Genomic DNA, 19061 nt, shown 5'->3' on the forward strand with positions numbered 1-19061 from the left:
CCCCCGAGCGGGGCCGGGCCGCGCGCGTGTCCCGTGCGCCACCGCGCCCGGGCGCCGGAGCGGGCAGGACCGTCCCCGCCCCGGCTGCGCTCCCCTCCCGCGCCCCGCCGCTCTCCGGCCGGTGCGCCCGAGGGGCGGTCCTCGGCTAGCCCTCCCGCGCCTGGGAGGTCTCGGCCCCGGAGCCGCCGGATCCGCCGGCGGGCTCGGGGGCCGAGGCCCCGGGCGTCAGGACCAGGAGCACCACCAGCAGGCCGACGACCACCACCAGCACCGAGACGCTGACGATCCACACCAGGCGCGCCGAGGCGCTCTCGACGAAGGCGAACGCGGGATCGTCGGCTCCGAAGGAGCTCAACCGGCCGGCCAGGTCCGGATCGTCCTCGACGAGGCGCCGCTCCATCTCGGCCAGGATCCGCTCTTCCTTCCTGCGCAGGCCCATCACAGCACCTCCGGTGAACCAGGGGCGGGATTCCCCGTGCGGCGGGAGTGCGTCCCCGCCCCGCCTAGTAGTTGTTCTATCCACCGGAGGGGGCGTTGTCCCATCGCTTTCCAGGAAAGAGGGATTCGGGGGGAACGGGCCCGCGCGGCGGGCGGTGGCGGCTCCCCGAGGCGGGCGGCCCGGCCTGCGCGCCGGGCCGCACCGGAGCATGCGGACGCGGGAGGCCTCCCGGTCGGCCGCCGCCGGGGCGGCGCCGCCCGCGGTCCCGCCGGGGTACGGGGGCGCCGGACGCGCCTCCGGCCGCCGTCCGACCGGGCCGCGCGCCCCTCCGGCGGCGGAGCGGTACTCCGCCTTCCACCGGGCCGGGGCCGGTTCCCGGACCGGGGGGGCGGGCGGCCCCGGGGAGAGGCGGCCTTACCCCGGGGTGACACCATCGTCACCCCGCGGCCCGCGCCCGGCGGCCGGGGCGCGGGGTCACTCCGCGGCGGCCCCGCCCTCGGGGACCTCGGCGCCGCCGCCGGGGGCGCTCTCGTCCCGGTAGCGGTCCAGCGCGGTGACGTGGTAGCGGTACTCCCCGGAGCCGGCCGTCCCGTCGGTGAGGCCGGGGGAGCCGGCCACCCCGACGAGCCGGTCCCGCCCGGCCAGCTCGCAGGGGTCGTCGGGGGCGTCGGCGGGCAGCCGGTAGACCGCGTAGGAGCGGGCGCCCTCCACCGGCTCCCAGTCCACGTCGACCCCGCCGGAGCCGTTCCGCTCGGCGGTCACGCGGGCGGGCGGGTCCGGGGGCCCGGCCCCGCCGCCGGCCGCCGGGGGCAGCGCGGGGGCCGCGTAGTGGTCCTCGCCGAGGCGCTCCATCGCCTTCTCGGCCTTGCCCAGCACGTCCCGCATCCCGTAGTAGACGTCCCCGCCGACCTGGGGGTGCTCCAGGTTGAAGTCGAGCTGGCGGGCGAGCGCGTCCTCGCCCTTCCAGCCGTCCTCGCCGACCCGGTAGGCGGCCTGGCCGATGTAGAGGTCCACGCCGGTCCCCTCGACCTCCTCGGCCCACCACGGGACGAGCTCCTCGTAGTCGGCGGTGCCGAAGCCGCGCTCCCAGTAGATCTGCGGCACCAGGTAGTCGACGCTGCCCTGCTCGATCCAGGAGCGGGTGTCGGCGTACTGGGCGGAGTAGGACTCCAGGCCCTTGGTGTCGGAGCCGCTGGGGTCGCTGCCGGCGTTGCGGTAGATCCCGAAGGGGCTCACCCCGAAGCGCACCCACGGCTTGGTCTCGCCGATCCGGCCGTGGATGTCGGCGAGCAGCGCGTCCACGTTGGCCCGGCGCCAGTCGCCCCGGTCGTCGAAGCCGTCGCCGTGCGCCTCCCAGCTGTCGTCGTCCTCGAAGTCGCCCTCCCCCTCGGCCGGGTAGGGGTAGAAGTAGTCGTCGAAGTGGACGCCGTCGACGTCGTACCGGTCCACCACGTCGAGCACCACGTCGGAGACCCACTCCTGGACCTCGGGGTTGCCCGGGTCGAGCCACCCCTGGTCGTCGTAGGTGATGAGCCACTCCGGGTGCTTCTCCGCCGGGTGGTCGGCGGTCAGGCCCTCCAGGTCGGGGTCCTTCCAGCCGACCCGGTAGGGGTTGAACCAGGCGTGCAGCTCCAGGCCTCGGGCGTGCGCCTCGTCCACGGCGAACTCCAGCGGGTCGTAGCCGGGGTCGCCGCCCTGCTTCCCGGTGAGGTAGCGGGCCCAGGGCTCCTTCTCCGACGCGTACACCGCGTCCGCGGTCGGCCGGGCCTGGAAGAAGACGGTGTTCAGGCCGAGCGCGGCGGCGCCGTCGAGGCGCTCGCGCAGCTCTTCCTTCTGCTCCTCGGCGCTCAGGTCGTCGGAGGAGGGCCAGTCGAGGTTGCGCACCGTGGTCAGCCAGGCGCCGCGCATCTGCCGCTTGGGGTGCTCGGCCTCCTTCTCGCACTCGGCCGGGATCGGCGCGGCGGCGTCGGCCTCCTCCTCGGCGGGGCCGCCGGACGGCGCGGCGGTGCAGCCCGCCAGCAGACCCGCCGCCACTGCGGGAGCGGCCCACCGCTCCCATCCCCGCCTGCCCGTCCTCCGCACTCCGCGCCCCCGTTCTCCGGTGATCCCCGGGACAGGGTAGCCGCGCCCGGGGAGCGGCCAGGCCACGGCGGAACGCGCCGATTCGACCCGATTGCCCCCGGCTGCTTCTAGACTCTGGTGACGTGGACGCCGCCTTCGATTCCCCGCCCCGCCTGACCGTGCGCACCGTTGAGCTGCGCGACCGGCGCGGGCTGCTGAACCACCTGCCCGCCTCCGCGCCGCTGTGCTGGCTGCGCTCCGGGGAGGGGCTGGTCGGCTGGGGCCGGGCCGCGCGGATCGGCCTCCCCGCCGAGGAGGACCCGCGGGGCACCTCCCGGTTCACCGAGGGGGCCCGGCGGCTGGCCGAGCTGTTCGCCGGCGCCGCCGTGGACGACCCGGTGGACCTTCCGGGCACCGGGCCGGTGGCGTTCGGCGCGTTCACCTTCGACCCGCGGTCGAGCGGGTCGGCCCTGATCGTGCCGAGCGTGGTGGTGGGGCGCCGGGACGGCCGCACCTGGCTGACCACGATCGGCGGGCACCGGGCCGGCGCCCACCCCGCGGAGCTGTCCGCGCCGCGCACCCCGCCCCGCCCGGTCGGCCCGCTCAGCTGGGGCGAGGGGGCGCTGACCTCGGAGGCCTGGGGCGGCGCGGTGGCCGAGGCGGTGCACCGGATCCGCGGCGGCGGCCTGCGCAAGGCCGTGCTCGCCCGCGACCTGGTCGCCGACGCCGAGCGCGGCATCGACCCGCGCACCCTGCTGGAGCGCCTCTCCGACCGCTACCCGGACTGCTTCGCCTTCTCCGTGGACGGCATGGTGGGGGCCACCCCGGAGCTGCTGCTCCGGCGGTACGACGAGCGGCTGAGCTCGCTGGTGCTGGCCGGCACCCGGCCGCGCGGCGCCGACCCCGCCGAGGACGCCCGGCTCGCCGCCGAGCTCCAGGGGTCCGCCAAGGACCTGGAGGAGCACGCCTACGCCATCGACTCGCTGCGCCGCACGCTCGCCCCGATCGCGGAGCGGGTGGAGGCCCCCGAGCGCCCCGGCCTGCTGCGGCTGGCCAACGTCCAGCACCTGGCCTCCCCCGCCTCGGCCGAACTGCGCCCGGGGGTCTCCTCCCTGGACGCGGTGGCCGCCCTGCACCCGACCGCGGCCGTCGGCGGGACGCCCACCGCCGAGGCGGTCGAGGCCATCCGCGAGCTGGAGCGGATGGACCGCGGCCGCTACGCCGGCCCGGTCGGCTGGGTCGACGGCCGGGACCGCGGCGAGTGGGGCATCGCGCTGCGCTGCGCCGAGGTCTCCGGCTCCCGCGCCCGGCTCTTCGCCGGCTGCGGCATCGTCGCCGGCTCCGACCCGGCGGCCGAGACCGCCGAGGCCGACTCCAAGTTCCGCGTGATGCGCGAGGCCCTCACCGACTAGCCGGGCGCCCGGCCGCCCTCGCCGCGGGGCCCGCCCGGGACCGCCTGGAAGTCGGCGAAGTCGAAGCCCGGGGAGACGAAGCAGCTGACCACGGTCTCCCGGCCGGAGAGCGGCCGGGCGGCCTGCCAGGTGCCGGCCGGGACGAGGGCCTGGAGGAGCTCGCCGTCCTCGACCGCCGGGCCCAGCACCGCGGAGCCCGCCGGCGCCGGGGCCCTCCCGGCGCCGCCGAAGTCGAGGCGGAGCGGCCCGCCCCGGTTGAACACCCACACCTCGTCGGAGCGGACCCGGTGCCAGCGGGACTCCTCTCCCGGATGGAGCAGGAAGTGGATGCCGGTGGCGGTGGGCCGGGGCCCCGGGTAGCCCTCCGGCCGGACCTTCGGCGCCGCGCACCAGGTCTGCCGGTACCAGCCGCCCTCCGGGTGCGGCAGCAGGTCCAGGGCCTCGGCGGTGGGCGAGCGCTCCTCCACCGCGGTGTACTCGCCCCACGGGCCGCGGCGCAGGTAGCGCACCCCGGTCACGGCGCTCCGCCGGATCGGGCCGTAGACGTGCGGGAAGAGCGCGCCGTCCGGGACCCCGGGGGGCGGTGCCGGGTCGGCGGCCTCCCAGCGGACCTCGGCGTCCAGCGCGGCGGTGTCCACGACGAGCGCGACGAGCTGCCCCGCCGCCCCGGTGTAGAGGGTGTTGGCGACCGCCAGCAGCGTCGCCTCGTCCGGGGAGGCGTGCACGAACCCCTGGGTGCGGAGGGACTCGGCCTCGACGTCGCCGCCGGCCGTCCAGCGTTCGAGTTCGGTCATGTGCAGCACATGGGCCATGCCGACGACGGTATACCAGCACCGGGACCCGGTCTGTGATGCTCGACACCGGAGGGCGGTCGTGCTTCACTCCCGCCCGAGGACGGGAATAGCCTGCCGTCAACGGCGATTGGTCGGACCTTTCGCCGCACAGCCACCCCGCACGGACGGGCGCCCCGGCGCCCGATGAGGAGAGCCGACATGGCACAGCACTTCGACGTGGTCGTCCTCGGCGCAGGACCGGGCGGCTACGTCGCCGCGATCCGCGCCGCGCAGCTCGGGCTGTCCACCGCGGTCGTCGAGGAGAAATACTGGGGCGGCGTCTGCCTCAACGTGGGCTGCATCCCGTCCAAGGCGCTGCTGCGCAACGCCGAGCTGGCCTACATCCTCAACCGGGAGGCCGACGCCTTCGGCATCTCCTTCGGGGACGGCGTCAGCTTCGACTACGGCAAGGCCCACGCGCGCAGCCGCGACGTGGCCGACGGCCGGGTCAAGGGCGTCCACTTCCTGATGAAGAAGAACGGCATCACCGAGCTGCACGGGCGCGGGACGTTCACCGGCGACCGGAGCCTGCGGGTGCGCGCCGAGGACGGCTCCGAGACCGAGGTCTCCTTCGACAGCGCGATCATCGCGGCCGGCGCCTCGCCGCGGCTGCTGCCCGGCACCTCGCTGTCCGAGCGCGTGGTCACCTACGAGGAGCAGATCCTCAGCGACGAGGTCCCGGGGAGCATCATCGTCGCCGGCGCCGGCGCGATCGGCGTGGAGTTCGCCTACGTGCTGGCCAACTACGGCTCGAAGGTCACCATCGTGGAGTTCCTCGACCGGATGGTGCCCACCGAGGACGAGGAGGTCTCCAAGGAGCTGGCCCGGCACTACAAGCGGCTCGGCGTGGAGGTGCTCACCTCGACCCGGGTCGAGTCGGTGGAGGAGGACGGCGGCCGGGTCCGCGCCACCGTCACCGGCCCGGACGGCGCCTCGCGCACCCTGGAGGCCGACCGGCTGCTGCAGGCCATCGGCTTCGCGCCGAACACCGAGGGGTACGGCCTGGAGGCCGCCGGGGTCAAGCTCACCGAGCGCGGCGCGATCGACGTCGACGCGCGCGGCCGCACCAGCACCTCCGGGATCTACGCCATCGGCGACGTCACCGCCAAGCTCATGCTGGCGCACACCGCCGAGGCGATGGGCATCATCGCCGCGGAGACCATCGCCGGGGCGGAGACCCAGGAGATCGACTTCCGGATGATCCCCCGGGCGACCTACTGCCAGCCGCAGATCGCCTCGTTCGGCTACACCGAGGCCCAGGCCCGCGAGGCCGGGTTCGACGTGCAGGTGGCGAAGTTCCCGATCATGGCCAACGGCAAGGCGCACGGCCTCGGCGACACCCGCGGGTTCGTCAAGGTGCTCTCCGACGGCAAGTACGGCGAGCTCCTCGGCGCGCACATGATCGGCCCGGAGGTCACCGAGCTGCTGCCGGAGCTGACCCTGGCCCAGCAGTGGGACCTGACCGTGCACGAGGTGGCCCGGAACGTGCACGCGCACCCCTCGCTCAGCGAGGCGGTCAAGGAGGCGGTGCACGGCCTGGCCGGGCACATGATCAACCTCTGAGCCGGCCGCCGGGCCGCACCCGGAGGGCGCGGAGGGCAGCGGAGTCGGCGGGCCGCGCCGGACCGCCGGGGCGGGCCGCTCGCGGCCTCCCCGGCGGAGCGCCGGCCGAGCCCGCGAGAGCGGCGGGCGGGCGCGGGGCCGGCGGGCTCTCCCGGACCGGGACGCGGGAGCAGTGGAGCGGCCGGCCGGGGCGCGGCTCCGGTCGGCTCCCCGGATGCCCCGCCCGCTCATCCGCCGCGGGCGCTCGCCGGGGAGCGGGCCGGGCGGAGGCGGCGTCCGGAGGCCGGCGCACCGCGCGGGGATCCGGGCGGGCCGGCGCGGCCGGTCCGCCCGCCGGACCGGTCGGAGCCTCCGCCCCGGGGCGGAGGGGGCGGCGCGCGGGTCAGCCGGCCAGGGCCCGCTCCACCGCGTCCTGCATGCGGGCGCGCAGCTCCGCGGAGTCGCTCCGGCCGGTGCGCACCTCGATCATCCTCAGCCCGTCGCCCAGCAGCGCCTTGGGCAGGTCGCTCGACCACTCCAGCCGGGTGTAGGGGATGTCCGCCATGGCCGCCACCCGCTCCATGGAGACCCCGTGCGGGGTGCCGAAGACCCGCTCGAAGTCGGGGTGGCCGGCCTGCTCCAGGCCGGAGAAGATGCCGCCGCCGTTGTTGTTGACCACCACCACGCTCAGCTCCGGGCGGGGTTCGCCGGGGCCGATGACCAGGCCGTTCTGGTCGTGCAGCAGGGCCAGGTCGCCGAGGAGGGCGTAGCCGCGGCCGCCGCCCTCGCTCTGGTGCGCCAGGGCCGCGCCGATCGCGGTGGACACCGTCCCGTCGATGCCGCTGACGCCGCGGTTGCCGATGAGCCGCAGCCCGCACCGGGGCGCCATCGCCGCGTCCAGGTCGCGCACCGGCATGCTGGAGCCGGCGAACAGCAGCGACCCGGCCGGCAGCCGCGCGGCCAGGTCCCGGGCCAGCCGGGGCTCGCTCAGCGCCTCCTCCGCGTCGAGCAGCGCGTCCATCGCGGTGCGCGCCGCCTCCTCCGCGGCCCGCCAGGACGCCGCCCAGCCGGTGTCGGGCGCGGCGCCGGGCGGGGGCGCCACCGCGGGCACCACCTCGCAGGCGGTGCGCACCGGGTCGGCGAAGTACCGCGGGTCGCCGACCGCGATGTGCCGCCGGGCGGAGCGCAGGAAGGACATCAGCTGGCGGGAGAGGCCCGGGCGGCCGACCGTGACGACCAGGTCGGGCGCGTGCCCGGCGGCGAAGGCCGGGGCGGCGAGCAGCTGCCGGTAGGCGGAGAGCGCCTCGGACCGGCGCGCGTTGGAGGTCGGCTCCGCCAGCAGCGGCCACCCGGTGGCCGCGGAGAGCGCGAGGTAGGGGACGGGGTCGTAGTCGCCGTCTCCGCAGACGATCGCGCCGCGCTCCACGTCGGGCAGCGGCACCGGGGGCGGCTCGGCCGGGCCTGGGCGCGCCGAGGTCCAGGGGGCGCCGCCGGGGCGGCCGTCCAGCGGCTCGGGCCACTCCGGGGAGCAGTCCGCTCCGGGCACCAGCGGCTCGCGGAACGCCATGTTGAGGTGGACCGGACCGGGCCGGCCGCTCCCGGTCTCGGCCCAGGCCCGGCAGGCCAGCGAGCGCCAGTAGGCCGTCATCCCGGGCACCGCCTCGGCGACCCCCACCTCGGCGAAGAAGCGGACCGCGGTGCCGAAGAGGCGGATCTGGTCCACGGTCTGGTTGGCGCCGGTGTCGCGCAGCTCGGGCGGCCGGTCGGCGGTGAGCACCAGCAGCGGGACGCCGCCGTGGTCGGCCTCCATCACCGCGGGGTGGAAGTTCGCGGCCGCGGTGCCCGAGGTGCAGACCAGCACGACCGGGCGGCGCGAGGCGCGCGCCAGGCCGAGCGCGCAGAACCCGGCGGAGCGCTCGTCGATGCGGACGTGCACCCGGATCCCGGGGTGGGCGACCAGGGCCAGCGCCAGCGGTGTGGAGCGCGACCCCGGCGCGATGACCGCCTCGGCCAGCCCGCACCGGGCCAGCTCATCGACGAAGACGCGCGCCAAGGCGGTTGACGGATTCATCCAGCACTGCTCTCAAATCGTCGGGTACAGGGCGGGTATCGGAGGGTGCCCGCACCCTTCCATCCTGGACAACGGCCACCTTGGACAACGCTTCTCGCCGAGCCGACCGTACCCGCTGAGCGTGTGCGACGGCTCCCACTCAGCCGGCGGCCGCCTCCCGCGCCGCGGCCATCCGGGACCGCCACGGGCCCGGGTCCGCCTCCACCTCGGCCAGCCGGCCGGGGTCGACCCGGGGGCGGCCGACCGGGAGGTGGCCGTCCTCGGGCAGGAGCGGCCGGTCGGCCACGTCCCGTTCGAGGAGCTGCAGGGTGGCCAGCCCGCAGGCGTAGGGCAGCTCGGGCAGGGCGGCGGCCAGGGCGACGCCGGCGGCCAGGCCCACCGACGTCTCGACGGCGCTGGAGACCACCACCGGCAGCCCGCACGCCTCGGCCACCCGCAGCGCGGGGCGGACCCCGCCCAGCGGCTGGACCTTGAGCACCACGATGTCGGCCGCCTCGGCGGCGCGGACCCGGAGCGGGTCGGCCGCCTTGCGGATCGACTCGTCCGCGGCGACCGGGACCGAGGTGCGCCGGCGCACCTCGCCCAGCTCTTCCAGGGTGCGGCAGGGCTGCTCGACGTACTCCAGGCCGAAGCGGTCCAGTTCGCGGACCATGCGGACCGCGGTGTCGGCGTCCCAGCCGCCGTTGGCGTCCACCCGCACCCGGCCGGAGGGGCCGATCGCGTCGCGCACCGCCTCGACCCGGGCGATGTCCTCGGCCGGGTCCTGGCCGGCCTCGGCGACCTTCACCTTGGCGGTGCGGCAGCCGCCCGCGGCGACGATCCGGGCCGCCTGCTCCGGGCCGACCGCGGGGACCGTGACGTTCACCGGGATCCGGTCGCGCACCGGCTCCGGCCAGCCGATCCGGGCCGCCTCGTCGCAGGCGGCCCACCAGCGGGCGCACTCCTGCGGCCCGTACTCGGGGAACGGCGAGAACTCGCCCCATCCCGCGGGGCCGCGCACCAGGAGCCCCTCGCGCACCTCCACCCCGCGGAACCTGGTCCGCATCGGGACGGAGAACGCGCGGCCCAGCGCGTCGGCGTCGGCCATCCCGGCCGCCTCCCATCGTCGCTATCGGCCGCGGTCGGAAGCGCGGCCGCCCCGGCCCGCGCGGAGCCGGGGCAGGGTCGGGCTAGGGCCTGCGCGGGAAGCGGTCGAACTCCGGGCGCCGCTTCTCCTTGAACGCGTCCCGCCCCTCCTGGGCCTCCTCGCTCATGTAGTAGAGCATCGTCGCGTCCCCCGCGAACTGCTGCATCCCCGCCGCGCCGTCGCTGACCGCGTTGATCGCGCCCTTGACCATCCGCAGCGCCAGCGGGGACTTGGCCAGCATCTCCCGCGCCCAGGCCACGGTCTCCTCTTCGAGGCGCTCCAGCGGCACCACGGTGTTGACCATGCCCATGTCCAGGGCCTCCTGGGCGCTGTACTGGCGGCACAGGTACCAGATCTCCCGGGCCTTCTTCAGCCCCACCGTCTGGGCCAGCAGCCAGGACCCGTACCCGCCGTCGAAGGAGCCCACCTTCGGGCCGGTCTGGCCGAACTTGGCGTTGTCGGCGGCGATGGTCAGGTCGCAGCAGACCTGGAGCACGTTGCCGCCGCCGATGGACCAGCCGGCCACCATGCAGATCACCGGCTTGGGCAGCCGCCGGATCTGCACCTGCAGGTCCAGCACGTTGAGCCGGCCGATGCCCTGCCGGGCCACCGCGTCGTCGCCCAGGTAGCCGTCCTCGCCGCGGATCTTCTGGTCCCCGCCCGAGCAGAACGCCTGGTCCCCGGCGCCGGTGAAGATGATCACCCCGACCTCGGAGTCGTCCCGCGCGGCGTTGAAGGCCTCCTGCAGCTCGAACAGGGTCTGCGGGCGGAAGGCGTTGTGCACCTCGGGCCGGTTGATCGTGATCTTGGCGATGCCCTCGGCGGTCTCGTAAACGATGTCGGTGTACTCGCCCGACCGCTTCCAATCGACGCCACTCACGATCTTCGTCATCTCCTCACTGAAACTCACGCATCCGCCGCGCATCCGGGCCGCTCCGAGGACCGGATACCGGGCGGTCGAATCACGTCAACCTTAGTAGTCCCGAGCTGCGGAACCGTACGCAGCCCCGGCGGCCGGACCGGTGCCTCCGGGCCGCGGTGCGGGCCGGCGGGCGGCCCGATACCCTTGGAGGCCGTGCAGGAACGACCGCTCCAGGCCGTCATGGGCCTGGCCCCAGGGCAGCTCACCGAACTCCTCTCCGCCGCGCTCGACGGCTCCGGCCCGGCGCTGCTGCCGCTCGACGCCTCCCTCCCCGAGCCCCGGCTGCGCACCCTGCTGGAGGCGATGCGCCCCTCCTCGCTGCGCACCCCGGACGGCGTGCGGAAACTGCCCGGCGGCGAACCGGTCGCCGACGGCACCGCGCTGACCATCGCGACCTCCGGCTCCACCGGGACGCCGAAGGGCGCGGTGCTGCCCGCCTCCGCGCTGCTGCACTCGGCGCGCGCCTCCAGCGACCGGGTGGGCGCGCGCCCCGGCGACACCTGGCTGTGCACCCTGCCCACCGCGCACATCTCCGGGCTGCAGGTGGTGCTGCGGGCGCTGGTCGGCGGCACCGAGGCGGTGCACGTCCCGTTCGACCCGGCCGCGCTGGCGGAGGCCGCGGCCGAGCGCCGCCCGCACGTGTCGCTGGTCCCCACCCAGCTGCGCCGGCTGCTGGCGCACGGCACCGACCTGTCGCTGTTCGGTTCGATCCTGCTGGGCGGGGCCGCGGCCGAGGCCCCGCTGCTGGAGGCGGCCCGCGCGGCCGGCGGCCGGGTGGCCACCACCTACGGGATGAGCGAGACCTGCGGCGGCTGCGTCTACGACGGGATCCCGCTGGACGGGGTGCGCGCCGAGACGGACGGCACCGGGCGGGTGCTGCTCTCCGGGCCGGTGCTGTTCTCCGGGTACCGGCTCGCACCCGGGGCCACCGCCGAGCACCTGGTGGCCGGCGCCGGGGGCCGGATCCGGTTCCGCACCGGCGACCTGGGCGAACTGGACGCCGGCGGCCGGCTGCGGATCCGCGGCCGGATCGACGACGTGATCAACACCGGCGGGCACAAGGTGGTCGCCGGGGAGGTCGCCGGGGTCCTGGCGGACCTGCCCGGGGTCGCCGAGGCCGCCGTGGTGGGCCGGCCCGACCCGGAGTGGGGCGAGCGGGTCACCGCGGTGGTGGTCCCCGCCGACCCGGACCGCCCGCCGGCGCTGGAGGACCTCCGCGCCGCGGTCCGCACCCGGCTGCCCCGCTACGCGGCCCCGCGCGAGCTGGAGCTGCGCGCCCGGCTCCCGCTGCTGGCCTCGGGCAAGCCGGACCTGGCCGCGCTGCGGACGGCGGCCCCCGCGGACCCCGGCCCCCAGGGCTGACCCGGCCCCGGCCCTCCGGGGCGAACCGGGGGGAATCCACCGAATCGGCGGATCGAGGGAACTTCCGGCGCACCGGGGGCGTCTATCAGGACACCCAGTCCCTGAGTCGCCCCCAGGAGGTCGGTGGTGCGAACCCCGGGTTCCCCCGCCGATGCGCGAGGCAGCGCCCTACCTGCTCTGCGGACCGGTCGGAACACCCGCGACCGTGATGTGTTCCACGGCGGACGATATCCAATCGAGACCGGGAACATTTGACTCTCTGACACGTTAGACATAATGGCGCGCCGAGTCGGCGGTTCCAGAGGTCGCCGCGCGCCTCACGTCTTGGAAGGGAGGGAGGTGCCTTCATGACGCGCACTGCCCTAGCCACTTCTCCTGCGATCACGGAGACCGGGGACGCCGCATCGGCGGCTCTCAACGAGCTGATCACCCGGGGGCGCTCGCAGGGACACCTGTCCCTGGCGGAGCTCCGGGGCGCGTTCTCCGCAGCGGGCATCAGCCCGTCCGACGGCCGCTCCATCCTGCGTGAGCTCACCGACGCCGGGGTGCGGCTCGCCAACGGCGAGGACGCCTCCGGGGTGGAGTCGGTGGACGCCGACACCGAGGACGAGGTCCTCGAAGAGGCACTGGACATGGTGAAGGCCCCCGCCGCGCGCGGCAAGGGCGCCAAGGCCTCCGGCGGCGAGGTGGAGGCCGACCTCGACGACCAGTCCCCCGCCATGGGCGACTCGGTCCACACCTACCTGAAGGCGATCGGCCGCCGCCAGCTGCTCACCGCCGAGCAGGAGGTGGACCTGTCCAAGCGGATCGAGGCCGGCCTGTACGCCGACCACCTCCTGGGCAACCTCCCCGGCTCGCCCGCCCCCGAGGCGCTCGGCGAGACCGAGCGGGCCGACCTGGAGTGGGTCGCCGAGGACGGCCGCCAGGCCAAGCAGCACATGCTGGAGGCCAACCTGCGGCTGGTGGTCTCGGTCGCCAAGAAGTACAGCGACCGCGGCATGTCCCTGCTGGACGTGGTCCAGGAGGGCAACCTCGGGCTGATCCGCGCGGTGGAGAAGTTCGACTACGCCAAGGGCTACAAGTTCTCCACCTACGCCATGTGGTGGATCCGGCAGGCCATACAGCGCGGCTTCGCCGACTCCGCCCGCACCATCCGGCTCCCGGTGCACGTGCTCGAGCTGCTCAGCAAGGTGAGCAGGCTGGAGCGGGAGATGCACCAGACCCTGGGGCGCGAACCCTCCCCCGAGGAGCTCGCCCACGAGCTGGACAAGACCCCGGCCCAGATCGAGGAGCTGCTGCGCGTCACCCGCCAGCCGATCAGCCTCGACTCCACCATCGGCGAGGACGGCGAGACCCGGATCGGCGACCTCATCGAGGACATCGACGCCTCCGAGGCATCCGAGGTGGTCGACCGCCAGCTCATGGCCGACCAGCTGCGCCGCGCCCTGGAGGACCTGGAGCCGCGCGAGGCGACCATCATGTCGCTGCGGTTCGGCCTGATGGACGGCCGCCCGCGGACCCTCGACGAGATCGGCAAGCACCTCGGGCTGACCCGGGAGCGCATCCGCCAGCTGGAGAAGCAGTCGCTGTCCAAGCTCCGCCACCCCAGCCGGGCCCGGCAGCTGCTGGACTTCGCCAGCTGACCCCGCCGGAGGCGGCACAACCGAACATCCCTGAGGCCCCGCGCCCGCCCCCCGGCGGGCGCGGGGCCTTTTCCGCTCCGCCCGCCCCGCCCTCCCGGCGGCGGCCCCGGGCGCCGGGAGGCCGGGACCCGCCCCTCCGGGGAGGTCGGGGAACCCTGATTCTTCCCTGGCCGGTCCCTGAGCCGGCGGGTACGGCGGCCCGCCCGGGTGGACAATGGCGGTCATGGACCGACAGACCCCGCCGAAGGCCCCCCGCGACGAGGTGGCGGCCGCCCTGCAGACCAGCCGGGAGCTCGGCCCCGACTACGACGACGCGATCGCCGCCTCGCTCGTCGAGCGGATCGACTCCGCCGTGGAGGCCCGCGTCGACGCCCACCTGGCCGGACGGCTGGCCGGGAGGGAACCGAGGCAGCGGGTGAGCTACGAGGAGCAGTGGAAGAGCCCCCGCCTCATCCTCGGGCTGATCGCGATGGTGCTCTCCATCCCGCTGACCGCGGTCTCCGGGGGGATGCTGGGGCCCGCCGGGGTCGTGCTCTCCTGGCTCGGCATGATCATGCTCTACCTGATCGCCGTGGTGGGCCTGGGCCGGCGCTGACCTCCCCGCCGCAGGCCCTCCCCCGCCCGCCCCGGCGCCGCGGCCCGCGCGGTGCGGGAGCCGCGGTGCGGGAGCCGCGGTGCGGGAGCCGCGGAGGCGGCGCGCCCGGAGCGGCTGCGCTAACGTGGCGGGCGCCGATCCACCCGGGGGCCGACCGCCCCTGGGCCGGCTTCCGCGGCACCGCGGCGGAGGCCTGCCGCGACGTACCGGGGCCCACCCGCAGCCCCTTCGCAGACCCGGGGAGAACGTGAGCGCGCACCACGCCGAGCAGCACCTCACCGCCAGGGAGCGCAACGAGCGGCGGCGGCGGGGGCGGATCACCCGGGCGGCGGCCGCGCTCGCCGCCCGCGGCGGCCTGGAGAGCGTGCACATGCGCGACGTGGCCGAGCGGGCCGACGTCGCGCTGGCCACGCTCTACCGCTACTACCCGTCCAAGACGCACCTGATGGTCGCGGTGCTGGCCGGGGAGATCGCCTCCCTGGACGCCTCGATCCGGCGGCGCCCGCTGCTGGGGGACCGCCCCGGGGAGCGCGCCGCGGGCGTCCTGGTCCGCACCGCCCGGTGGATCCTGCGCGAGCCCGAGCTCGCCGACGCGATGCTGCGCGCCGCGAACTCGGCCGACGCCTCGGTGGTGGACTGGCGCTCCGCCGTCCAGGACCGGCTCACCTCGGTGGTGCTTTACAGCGCCTACGGGCCGGAGACCGCCGAGGCGCCCTCGGAGCGGGCCCGGCTGCTCGCCCGCGCCCTGCACGAGGTCTGGACCCAGGAGCTGGTCCTGCTGCTGCACGGGTCGACCACGCTGGAGGACCTGGAGCGCACCATCGCCGAGGTGGCGCCGCGGCTGCTCGACGACGGCCCGGCCGGGGACTGAGCGGCGCCGCGCCCCGGCCCCTCTCCGCGCGGGCCCCGGCATGCCTCCGGGCGGGTTCCGCCGGGTCGGGCGGTGCCCGGGAGCGCTCTCCGGGGGCGGCCTCCCGCCCCTCGTGCTCCCTGCCCGGGGGACGGGGCGGAGACACCTCGGCGACCGCCGGCCCCGGCCCTCCTCCCCTCCACCGGACCGGCGCCCCGGCGGCGGCCCGGACCCGGCCGAGGCTGCGGGGCCGGGTGCGGAGGGGCGACGCGGAGGCCGGCCGGTCGGGAGGCGGTACGGCCGGGGTCCGGTCAGCGGTCCGCGGCGGGGGCGCGGCGGTCCGGGACGCCGCCGGACTGCAGCAGCGCCGCCGCCACGATGTCCAGCGCCTCCTTGCGCTGCAGGCCGAGCCGGGAGACGACGTCGGCGTAGGCGCGGGCCGCGGTGACCGCCTCCGCGCGCTGGTCGTCGCCGCCGGCGGCGACGAAGGTGCCGGAGCGGCCCCGGGTCTCCAGTACGCCGGCCTGCTCCAGTTCCCGGTAGGCCCTCGCCACGGTGTTCACCGCGACCGACAGGTGCCCGGCCAGGGCGCGCACGGTGGGCAGCTTGTAGCCGACCGGGATCTCCCCCTCGGCCGCGGCGTTGGCGACCGCGGAGCGGATCTGCTCGTAGGGGGGCACCTTGGACTCTGGGTCGATGCGGATGAAATCGGGCCCGTCGGTCGCCACTGTCGGTCCTGCCGTCGTCGGTCCGCCCCCGCGCGTCCGCGGGGCTTGCGCGGCCGGCCGCCGGATGAGGGCGGTTCGGCCGGGGCGCGGCACCGGGCCGGCCCCTCCCCTAGATCCTGCCATCGCGGGGAGGGGCGCGCATCCTCAGACCCCGGCGGGGCGGCGCGGAACCCGCTGCACGCCGTGCAGGCGGTGCGTCTCCCTCGCGGTGAGCAGCAGCTCGGCGCGCTCGGTGGCGGCGCGCACATCGGGGCGGGCCAGGCGCTTGCGCCGGTAGATCCGGTCGGTGTAGCCGCGCGCCCCGACCAGCAGCCGCTCCTCGGCGTAGGCGGCGCGCATCGCGGCGGTGAGCGCCGCGTCCAGCGCGGTGCCGAGCCGGTTCAGCTCCTCGGCCCCCGCCCCGGCGCCCTGCGCCGCGGCCAGCGCCCGCTCGGCCGCGGCCACCTCCGCCAGCAGCGCGGGCAGGCGCTCGGCGCTGCGCTCGTCCTCCTCGCGGCGGCGCCGCAGGTTCTCATCGCCCTTGCGGCCGATCGGTCCCCAACCCACTCCGGGCTCCTCACTCTCGTTCGCGCTCGGCGCTCCCGCGGTGCTTCCGCGGCGTTCCCAGACGGCGGACGCCCCAACCCTAGTGTGCCCGGCGTCACTTCGGGTAGGGCGGGCGGTCACCCGGAACCGGTGGCGAACCTTACGGCGTATGCCTAGGCTGATCGCTTGTGAGCCGTAACAACGCAGGTCTGAGCACCGACCGGATCATCATCGAGGCCCTCCGCATCATCGACGGGCAGGGGCTGCGCCGCCTGACCATGCGCCGCCTCGGCGACGCGCTGGAAGTGGAGGCGATGGCGGTCTACCACCACTTCCCGCTCGGCAAGGAGCAGCTGTTCGATGCGATCGCCGCCTACATCATCGACCTGGACCGCCCCGCCCCCGATGAGGAGGCCGCCGCGGAGCAGGGCGGGGAAGAAGGGGACCCGGAGGACCCCGGGGACCCCGGGGAGCGCGGGGAGGAGCCGGAGGACATCCCCTGGGACGAGCGGCTGCGGGCCTGGGCGCACCGCTACCGGTCCGCCCTGCTCCGCCACTCCGGCGCGCTGCAGCTGCTGATCAACCGCCGGCCGGACACCGTGCCCGCGCTGCGCTCCACCGAGCTGCTCTACGGCGCCTTCGCCGAGGCGGGCCTGGACGGCGGCTCGGTGGTCTCCGCCGCCGCGGCCTTCGAGTCCTACGTCACCGGCGCGGTGGTCCGCGAGGTCCGCTCCCGCGGCCTGGAGAGCCCTTCGCCCGCCGTTCTGGACGGCCGGTTCCCCACCGTCACCGCGCTCCGCGACGTCCCCGTCGACCACGCCCGCCAGTTCGACGAGGGCCTGGAGGCGCTGATCGCCGCCCTGGTCCCGGTCCACGCCTAGCGCCCCAAGGCCGGTCCGGGCGGTCAGCCGCCGTGCAGGCCGGGGCTCTCCTGGGCGACGATCGCGGCCTGCACCCGGCTGCGCAGGTCCAGCTTGGTGAGGATCCGGCTGACGTGGGTCTTGGTGGTGGTCTCGGTGATGCCCAGTCTGCGGGCGATCTGCCGGTTGGACAGGCCCTCGCCGATGCAGGCCAGCACCTCGCGCTCGCGGGCGGTGAGGCCGGCGAGGGCCTCCGCGGCCACCCGGGGCCGCTCCGGTGCGGCCTGCGGCCCGGGGCCGGCGAACTCGGCGATGAGCCGCCTGGTCACCGCCGGGGCGATCATCCCGTCGCCCCGGGCGACCACCCGGACCGCCTCGATCAGCGCGTCGGCCTCGATGTTCTTCAGCAGGAACCCGGCGGCCCCGGCGCGCAGCGCGCCGAACACGTACTCGTCCAGGTCGAAGGTGGTCAGCACGAGCACATCGGTGGAGGCGCCGGCCAGTTCCCGGGCGGCGGCGATGCCGTCCTTGCGGGGCATCCGCACGTCCATCAGCACCACGTCGGGGCGGGTGCGGCGGACCGCCGCGACCGCCTCCTCGCCGTCCCCGGCCTCGGCCACCACCTCGATGTCGGGGGCGCCTTCGAGGATCATCACCAGCCCCGAGCGGACCGCCCACTGGTCCTCCGCCACCACGACCCTGATCATCGGCCCGCCTCCGCTCCGCCGCCCTGCCCGCCGGTTCCGCCGCCGCTCTCCCCGCCGCCGCACGGCAGCTCGACCCGGACCCGCCACGTCCCGCCGCCGGCCGGCCCGGCGGAGAAGTCGCCGCCCAGCAGCACGGCGCGCTCCCGCATGCCGACCAGCCCGACCCCGGCGCCGCCGCCGTCCCAGCGCTCCCCCGGGTCCCCGGTGACCGGGTTGTCCACCTGCACCACCAGCCGGTCCGGGGCCGCGCCCGGCGCCGGCGGGTACTCCACCGCCACGCCGGCCCGGGCCGGCTCCGCGTAGCGCAGCGCGTTGGTCAGCGCCTCCTGGACGACCCGGTAGGCGGCCGCCTCGACCTGGGCCGGCAGTTCGCGGGGGGTTCCGCGCACCTCCGCCTCCACCTCCAGGCCCGCCTCGCGCGCGCTGCGCACCAGCAGGTCGGTCTCGCTGAGCCGGGGCGCCGCGGGGTCGGCCCCGCCGCTTCCGGCCCGCAGCACGCCGATCATCCGGCGCATCTCCTCCAGCCCCTGCACGCTGTTGTCCCGGACGACCTCCAGTACCCGCCGGGTCCGCTCCGGGTCGAGGTCCCGGCGGGAGAGCGCCGCGGTGGACTGCACCGCGACGGCGCTGAGGTGGTTGGCGATGACGTCGTGCAGCTCCCGGGCGACCCGGCCGCGCTCCTCGGTGATCGCGTTGGCGCGGTCCAGCTCGGCCAGGCGCACCCGCTGCTCGGCCTGGGCGCGGAGCAGCTCGGCCCGCTCCCGGTGCTCGCGCACGGTCAGCCCGGTGATCATCGGGGTGACGAAGAGCAGCGAGAACAGGCCGACCCCCTGGAGGAAGCCGGCCAGGCCGCCGTCGGTCAGGAAGAACATGGCCCAGGCGAGCAGCCCCAGGGCGGCGGCGGAGAGCAGCCCGACGCCCGACGCGGCGGTCCACATGGTGCGCCGGCTCCCCAGCGCGCACGCGGCGTAGAGCAGGTCGCCGAAGCTCAGCAGCACCCCGCTGGAGGGCCCGAACCACACGTCCACCGCGAGCACGGCGAACCCGCAGACCAGGGCCGCGCCGGGCCGGGTCCGGCGGACCATGACCAGCAGGCAGATCGCGGTGAGCGTGCCGACGAGGACGGCCGGCTCGGTGTTGGGCCGCTCGATGTAGAGGTTCACCCGGATGAGCAGCAGCCCCAGGGCGAACTGGCCGCACGCCCAGAGCAGGCTGCCGAGGTAGAGCCGGCCGCCGAGCAGCCTGCGGTCGGGGTCGAGGGGGCCGCGGATCGTTCTCACGGCTCCTATCCCAGCACGTCCGCGCCGCGGGCGCGTACTCCGAAGGTCGTACGCCGATCTCCCCGCCTCCGCCGATGACCGCGCCGGGCCCGCGCGGGAGGATCG

The 19061-nt window shown here is 76.1% G+C and carries 17 protein-coding genes; 7 read left to right on the top strand and 10 right to left on the bottom strand.

The genetic code is table 11. The annotated features are described in order from the left end of the window. Nucleotides 1–145: 145 nt before the first annotated feature. Together J0910_RS20615 and J0910_RS20620 are read right to left on the bottom strand one after the other, a co-directional pair. Nucleotides 146–439: a DUF3040 domain-containing protein gene (locus tag J0910_RS20615; RefSeq protein ID WP_420160188.1), complete on the bottom strand. Its 294-nt coding sequence runs from the start codon at nt 437–439 to the stop codon at nt 146–148. Nucleotides 440–913: 474 nt separating this feature from the next. Next, entirely contained in the window at nt 914–2521 is a 1608-nt protein-coding gene (locus tag J0910_RS20620) for a glycoside hydrolase family 10-like protein (RefSeq protein ID WP_420160189.1), read from the bottom strand. Nucleotides 2522–2643: 122 nt separating this feature from the next. Between J0910_RS20620 and J0910_RS20625 the strand changes: the two genes are divergently transcribed. Then, nucleotides 2644–3912 (top strand): isochorismate synthase, encoded by a 1269-nt coding sequence (locus J0910_RS20625; protein WP_420160190.1) that lies wholly within the window; start codon nt 2644–2646, stop codon nt 3910–3912. Here the strand turns inward: J0910_RS20625 and J0910_RS20630 are convergent. After that, on the bottom strand, nt 3909–4724 hold the full coding sequence (locus J0910_RS20630) for a cupin domain-containing protein (RefSeq protein WP_420160191.1): 816 nt from the start codon (nt 4722–4724) through the stop codon (nt 3909–3911). The two genes, J0910_RS20625 and J0910_RS20630, sit on opposite strands and share 4 nt — an antisense overlap. A 180-nt stretch (nt 4725–4904) precedes the next feature. Between J0910_RS20630 and lpdA the strand changes: the two genes are divergently transcribed. Then, a complete protein-coding gene (lpdA, locus tag J0910_RS20635; protein ID WP_420160192.1) occupies nt 4905–6308 on the top strand; it encodes a dihydrolipoyl dehydrogenase in 1404 nt (467 codons plus the stop codon). A gap of 382 nt (nt 6309–6690) precedes the next feature. Here the strand turns inward: lpdA and menD are convergent, their stop codons facing one another. The 3 genes from menD to menB all read right to left on the bottom strand — a co-directional run bounded on the left by menD (nt 6691) and on the right by menB (nt 10367). Then, nucleotides 6691–8358, bottom strand: a complete 1668-nt coding sequence (gene menD, locus J0910_RS20640) for a 2-succinyl-5-enolpyruvyl-6-hydroxy-3-cyclohexene-1-carboxylic-acid synthase (RefSeq protein WP_420160193.1) — start codon at nt 8356–8358, stop codon at nt 6691–6693. Between the two features lie 139 nt (nt 8359–8497). Continuing rightward, nucleotides 8498–9445 (bottom strand): o-succinylbenzoate synthase, encoded by a 948-nt coding sequence (locus tag J0910_RS20645; RefSeq protein ID WP_420160194.1) that lies wholly within the window; start codon nt 9443–9445, stop codon nt 8498–8500. A gap of 82 nt (nt 9446–9527) precedes the next feature. Further along, nucleotides 9528–10367 carry a 1,4-dihydroxy-2-naphthoyl-CoA synthase gene (gene menB, locus J0910_RS20650; protein ID WP_420162034.1) on the bottom strand — a complete coding sequence of 280 codons (840 nt, stop codon included), beginning with the start codon at nt 10365–10367 and terminating at the stop codon, nt 9528–9530. Between the two features lie 219 nt (nt 10368–10586). On the opposite strand from menB, the gene J0910_RS20655 reads away from it, so the two are divergent. The 4 genes from J0910_RS20655 to J0910_RS20670 all read left to right on the top strand — a co-directional run bounded on the left by J0910_RS20655 (nt 10587) and on the right by J0910_RS20670 (nt 14877). Continuing rightward, nucleotides 10587–11768 (top strand): AMP-binding protein, encoded by a 1182-nt coding sequence (locus J0910_RS20655; protein ID WP_420162035.1) that lies wholly within the window; start codon nt 10587–10589, stop codon nt 11766–11768. Between the two features lie 347 nt (nt 11769–12115). Continuing rightward, nucleotides 12116–13411, top strand: a complete 1296-nt coding sequence (locus J0910_RS20660; protein ID WP_420160195.1) for an RNA polymerase sigma factor — start codon at nt 12116–12118, stop codon at nt 13409–13411. 223 nt (nt 13412–13634) lie between these two features. Continuing rightward, nucleotides 13635–14006 (top strand): hypothetical protein, encoded by a 372-nt coding sequence (locus J0910_RS20665; RefSeq protein WP_420160196.1) that lies wholly within the window; start codon nt 13635–13637, stop codon nt 14004–14006. A gap of 247 nt (nt 14007–14253) precedes the next feature. Continuing rightward, complete coding sequence (locus J0910_RS20670; protein ID WP_420160197.1) at nt 14254–14877, top strand: TetR/AcrR family transcriptional regulator; 624 nt, start codon at nt 14254–14256, stop codon at nt 14875–14877. 290 nt (nt 14878–15167) lie between these two features. Here the strand turns inward: J0910_RS20670 and J0910_RS20675 are convergent, their stop codons facing one another. Together J0910_RS20675 and J0910_RS20680 are read right to left on the bottom strand one after the other, a co-directional pair. Further along, complete coding sequence (locus J0910_RS20675; protein ID WP_420160198.1) at nt 15168–15584, bottom strand: GntR family transcriptional regulator; 417 nt, start codon at nt 15582–15584, stop codon at nt 15168–15170. Between the two features lie 144 nt (nt 15585–15728). Beyond that, a complete protein-coding gene (locus J0910_RS20680) occupies nt 15729–16130 on the bottom strand; it encodes a hypothetical protein (RefSeq protein ID WP_420160199.1) in 402 nt (133 codons plus the stop codon). Between the two features lie 167 nt (nt 16131–16297). Here J0910_RS20680 and J0910_RS20685 point away from each other — a divergent pair, with 167 nt between their 5' ends. Further along, nucleotides 16298–16990, top strand: coding sequence for a TetR/AcrR family transcriptional regulator (locus J0910_RS20685; RefSeq protein WP_420160200.1), 693 nt, complete (start codon nt 16298–16300; stop codon nt 16988–16990). Nucleotides 16991–17013: 23 nt separating this feature from the next. Here the strand turns inward: J0910_RS20685 and J0910_RS20690 are convergent, their stop codons facing one another. Together J0910_RS20690 and J0910_RS20695 are read right to left on the bottom strand one after the other, a co-directional pair. Next, nucleotides 17014–17676, bottom strand: coding sequence for a response regulator (locus J0910_RS20690; protein ID WP_420160201.1), 663 nt, complete (start codon nt 17674–17676; stop codon nt 17014–17016). Then, nucleotides 17673–18956, bottom strand: a complete 1284-nt coding sequence (locus tag J0910_RS20695; protein ID WP_420160202.1) for a sensor histidine kinase — start codon at nt 18954–18956, stop codon at nt 17673–17675. Before J0910_RS20695 ends, J0910_RS20690 begins: the two co-directional genes overlap by 4 nt. Nucleotides 18957–19061 lie beyond the last annotated feature (105 nt).

This window comes from Nocardiopsis oceanisediminis (genome assembly GCF_048595525.1).
Lineage (GTDB): Bacteria > Actinomycetota > Actinomycetes > Streptosporangiales > Streptosporangiaceae > Nocardiopsis_A > Nocardiopsis_A oceanisediminis.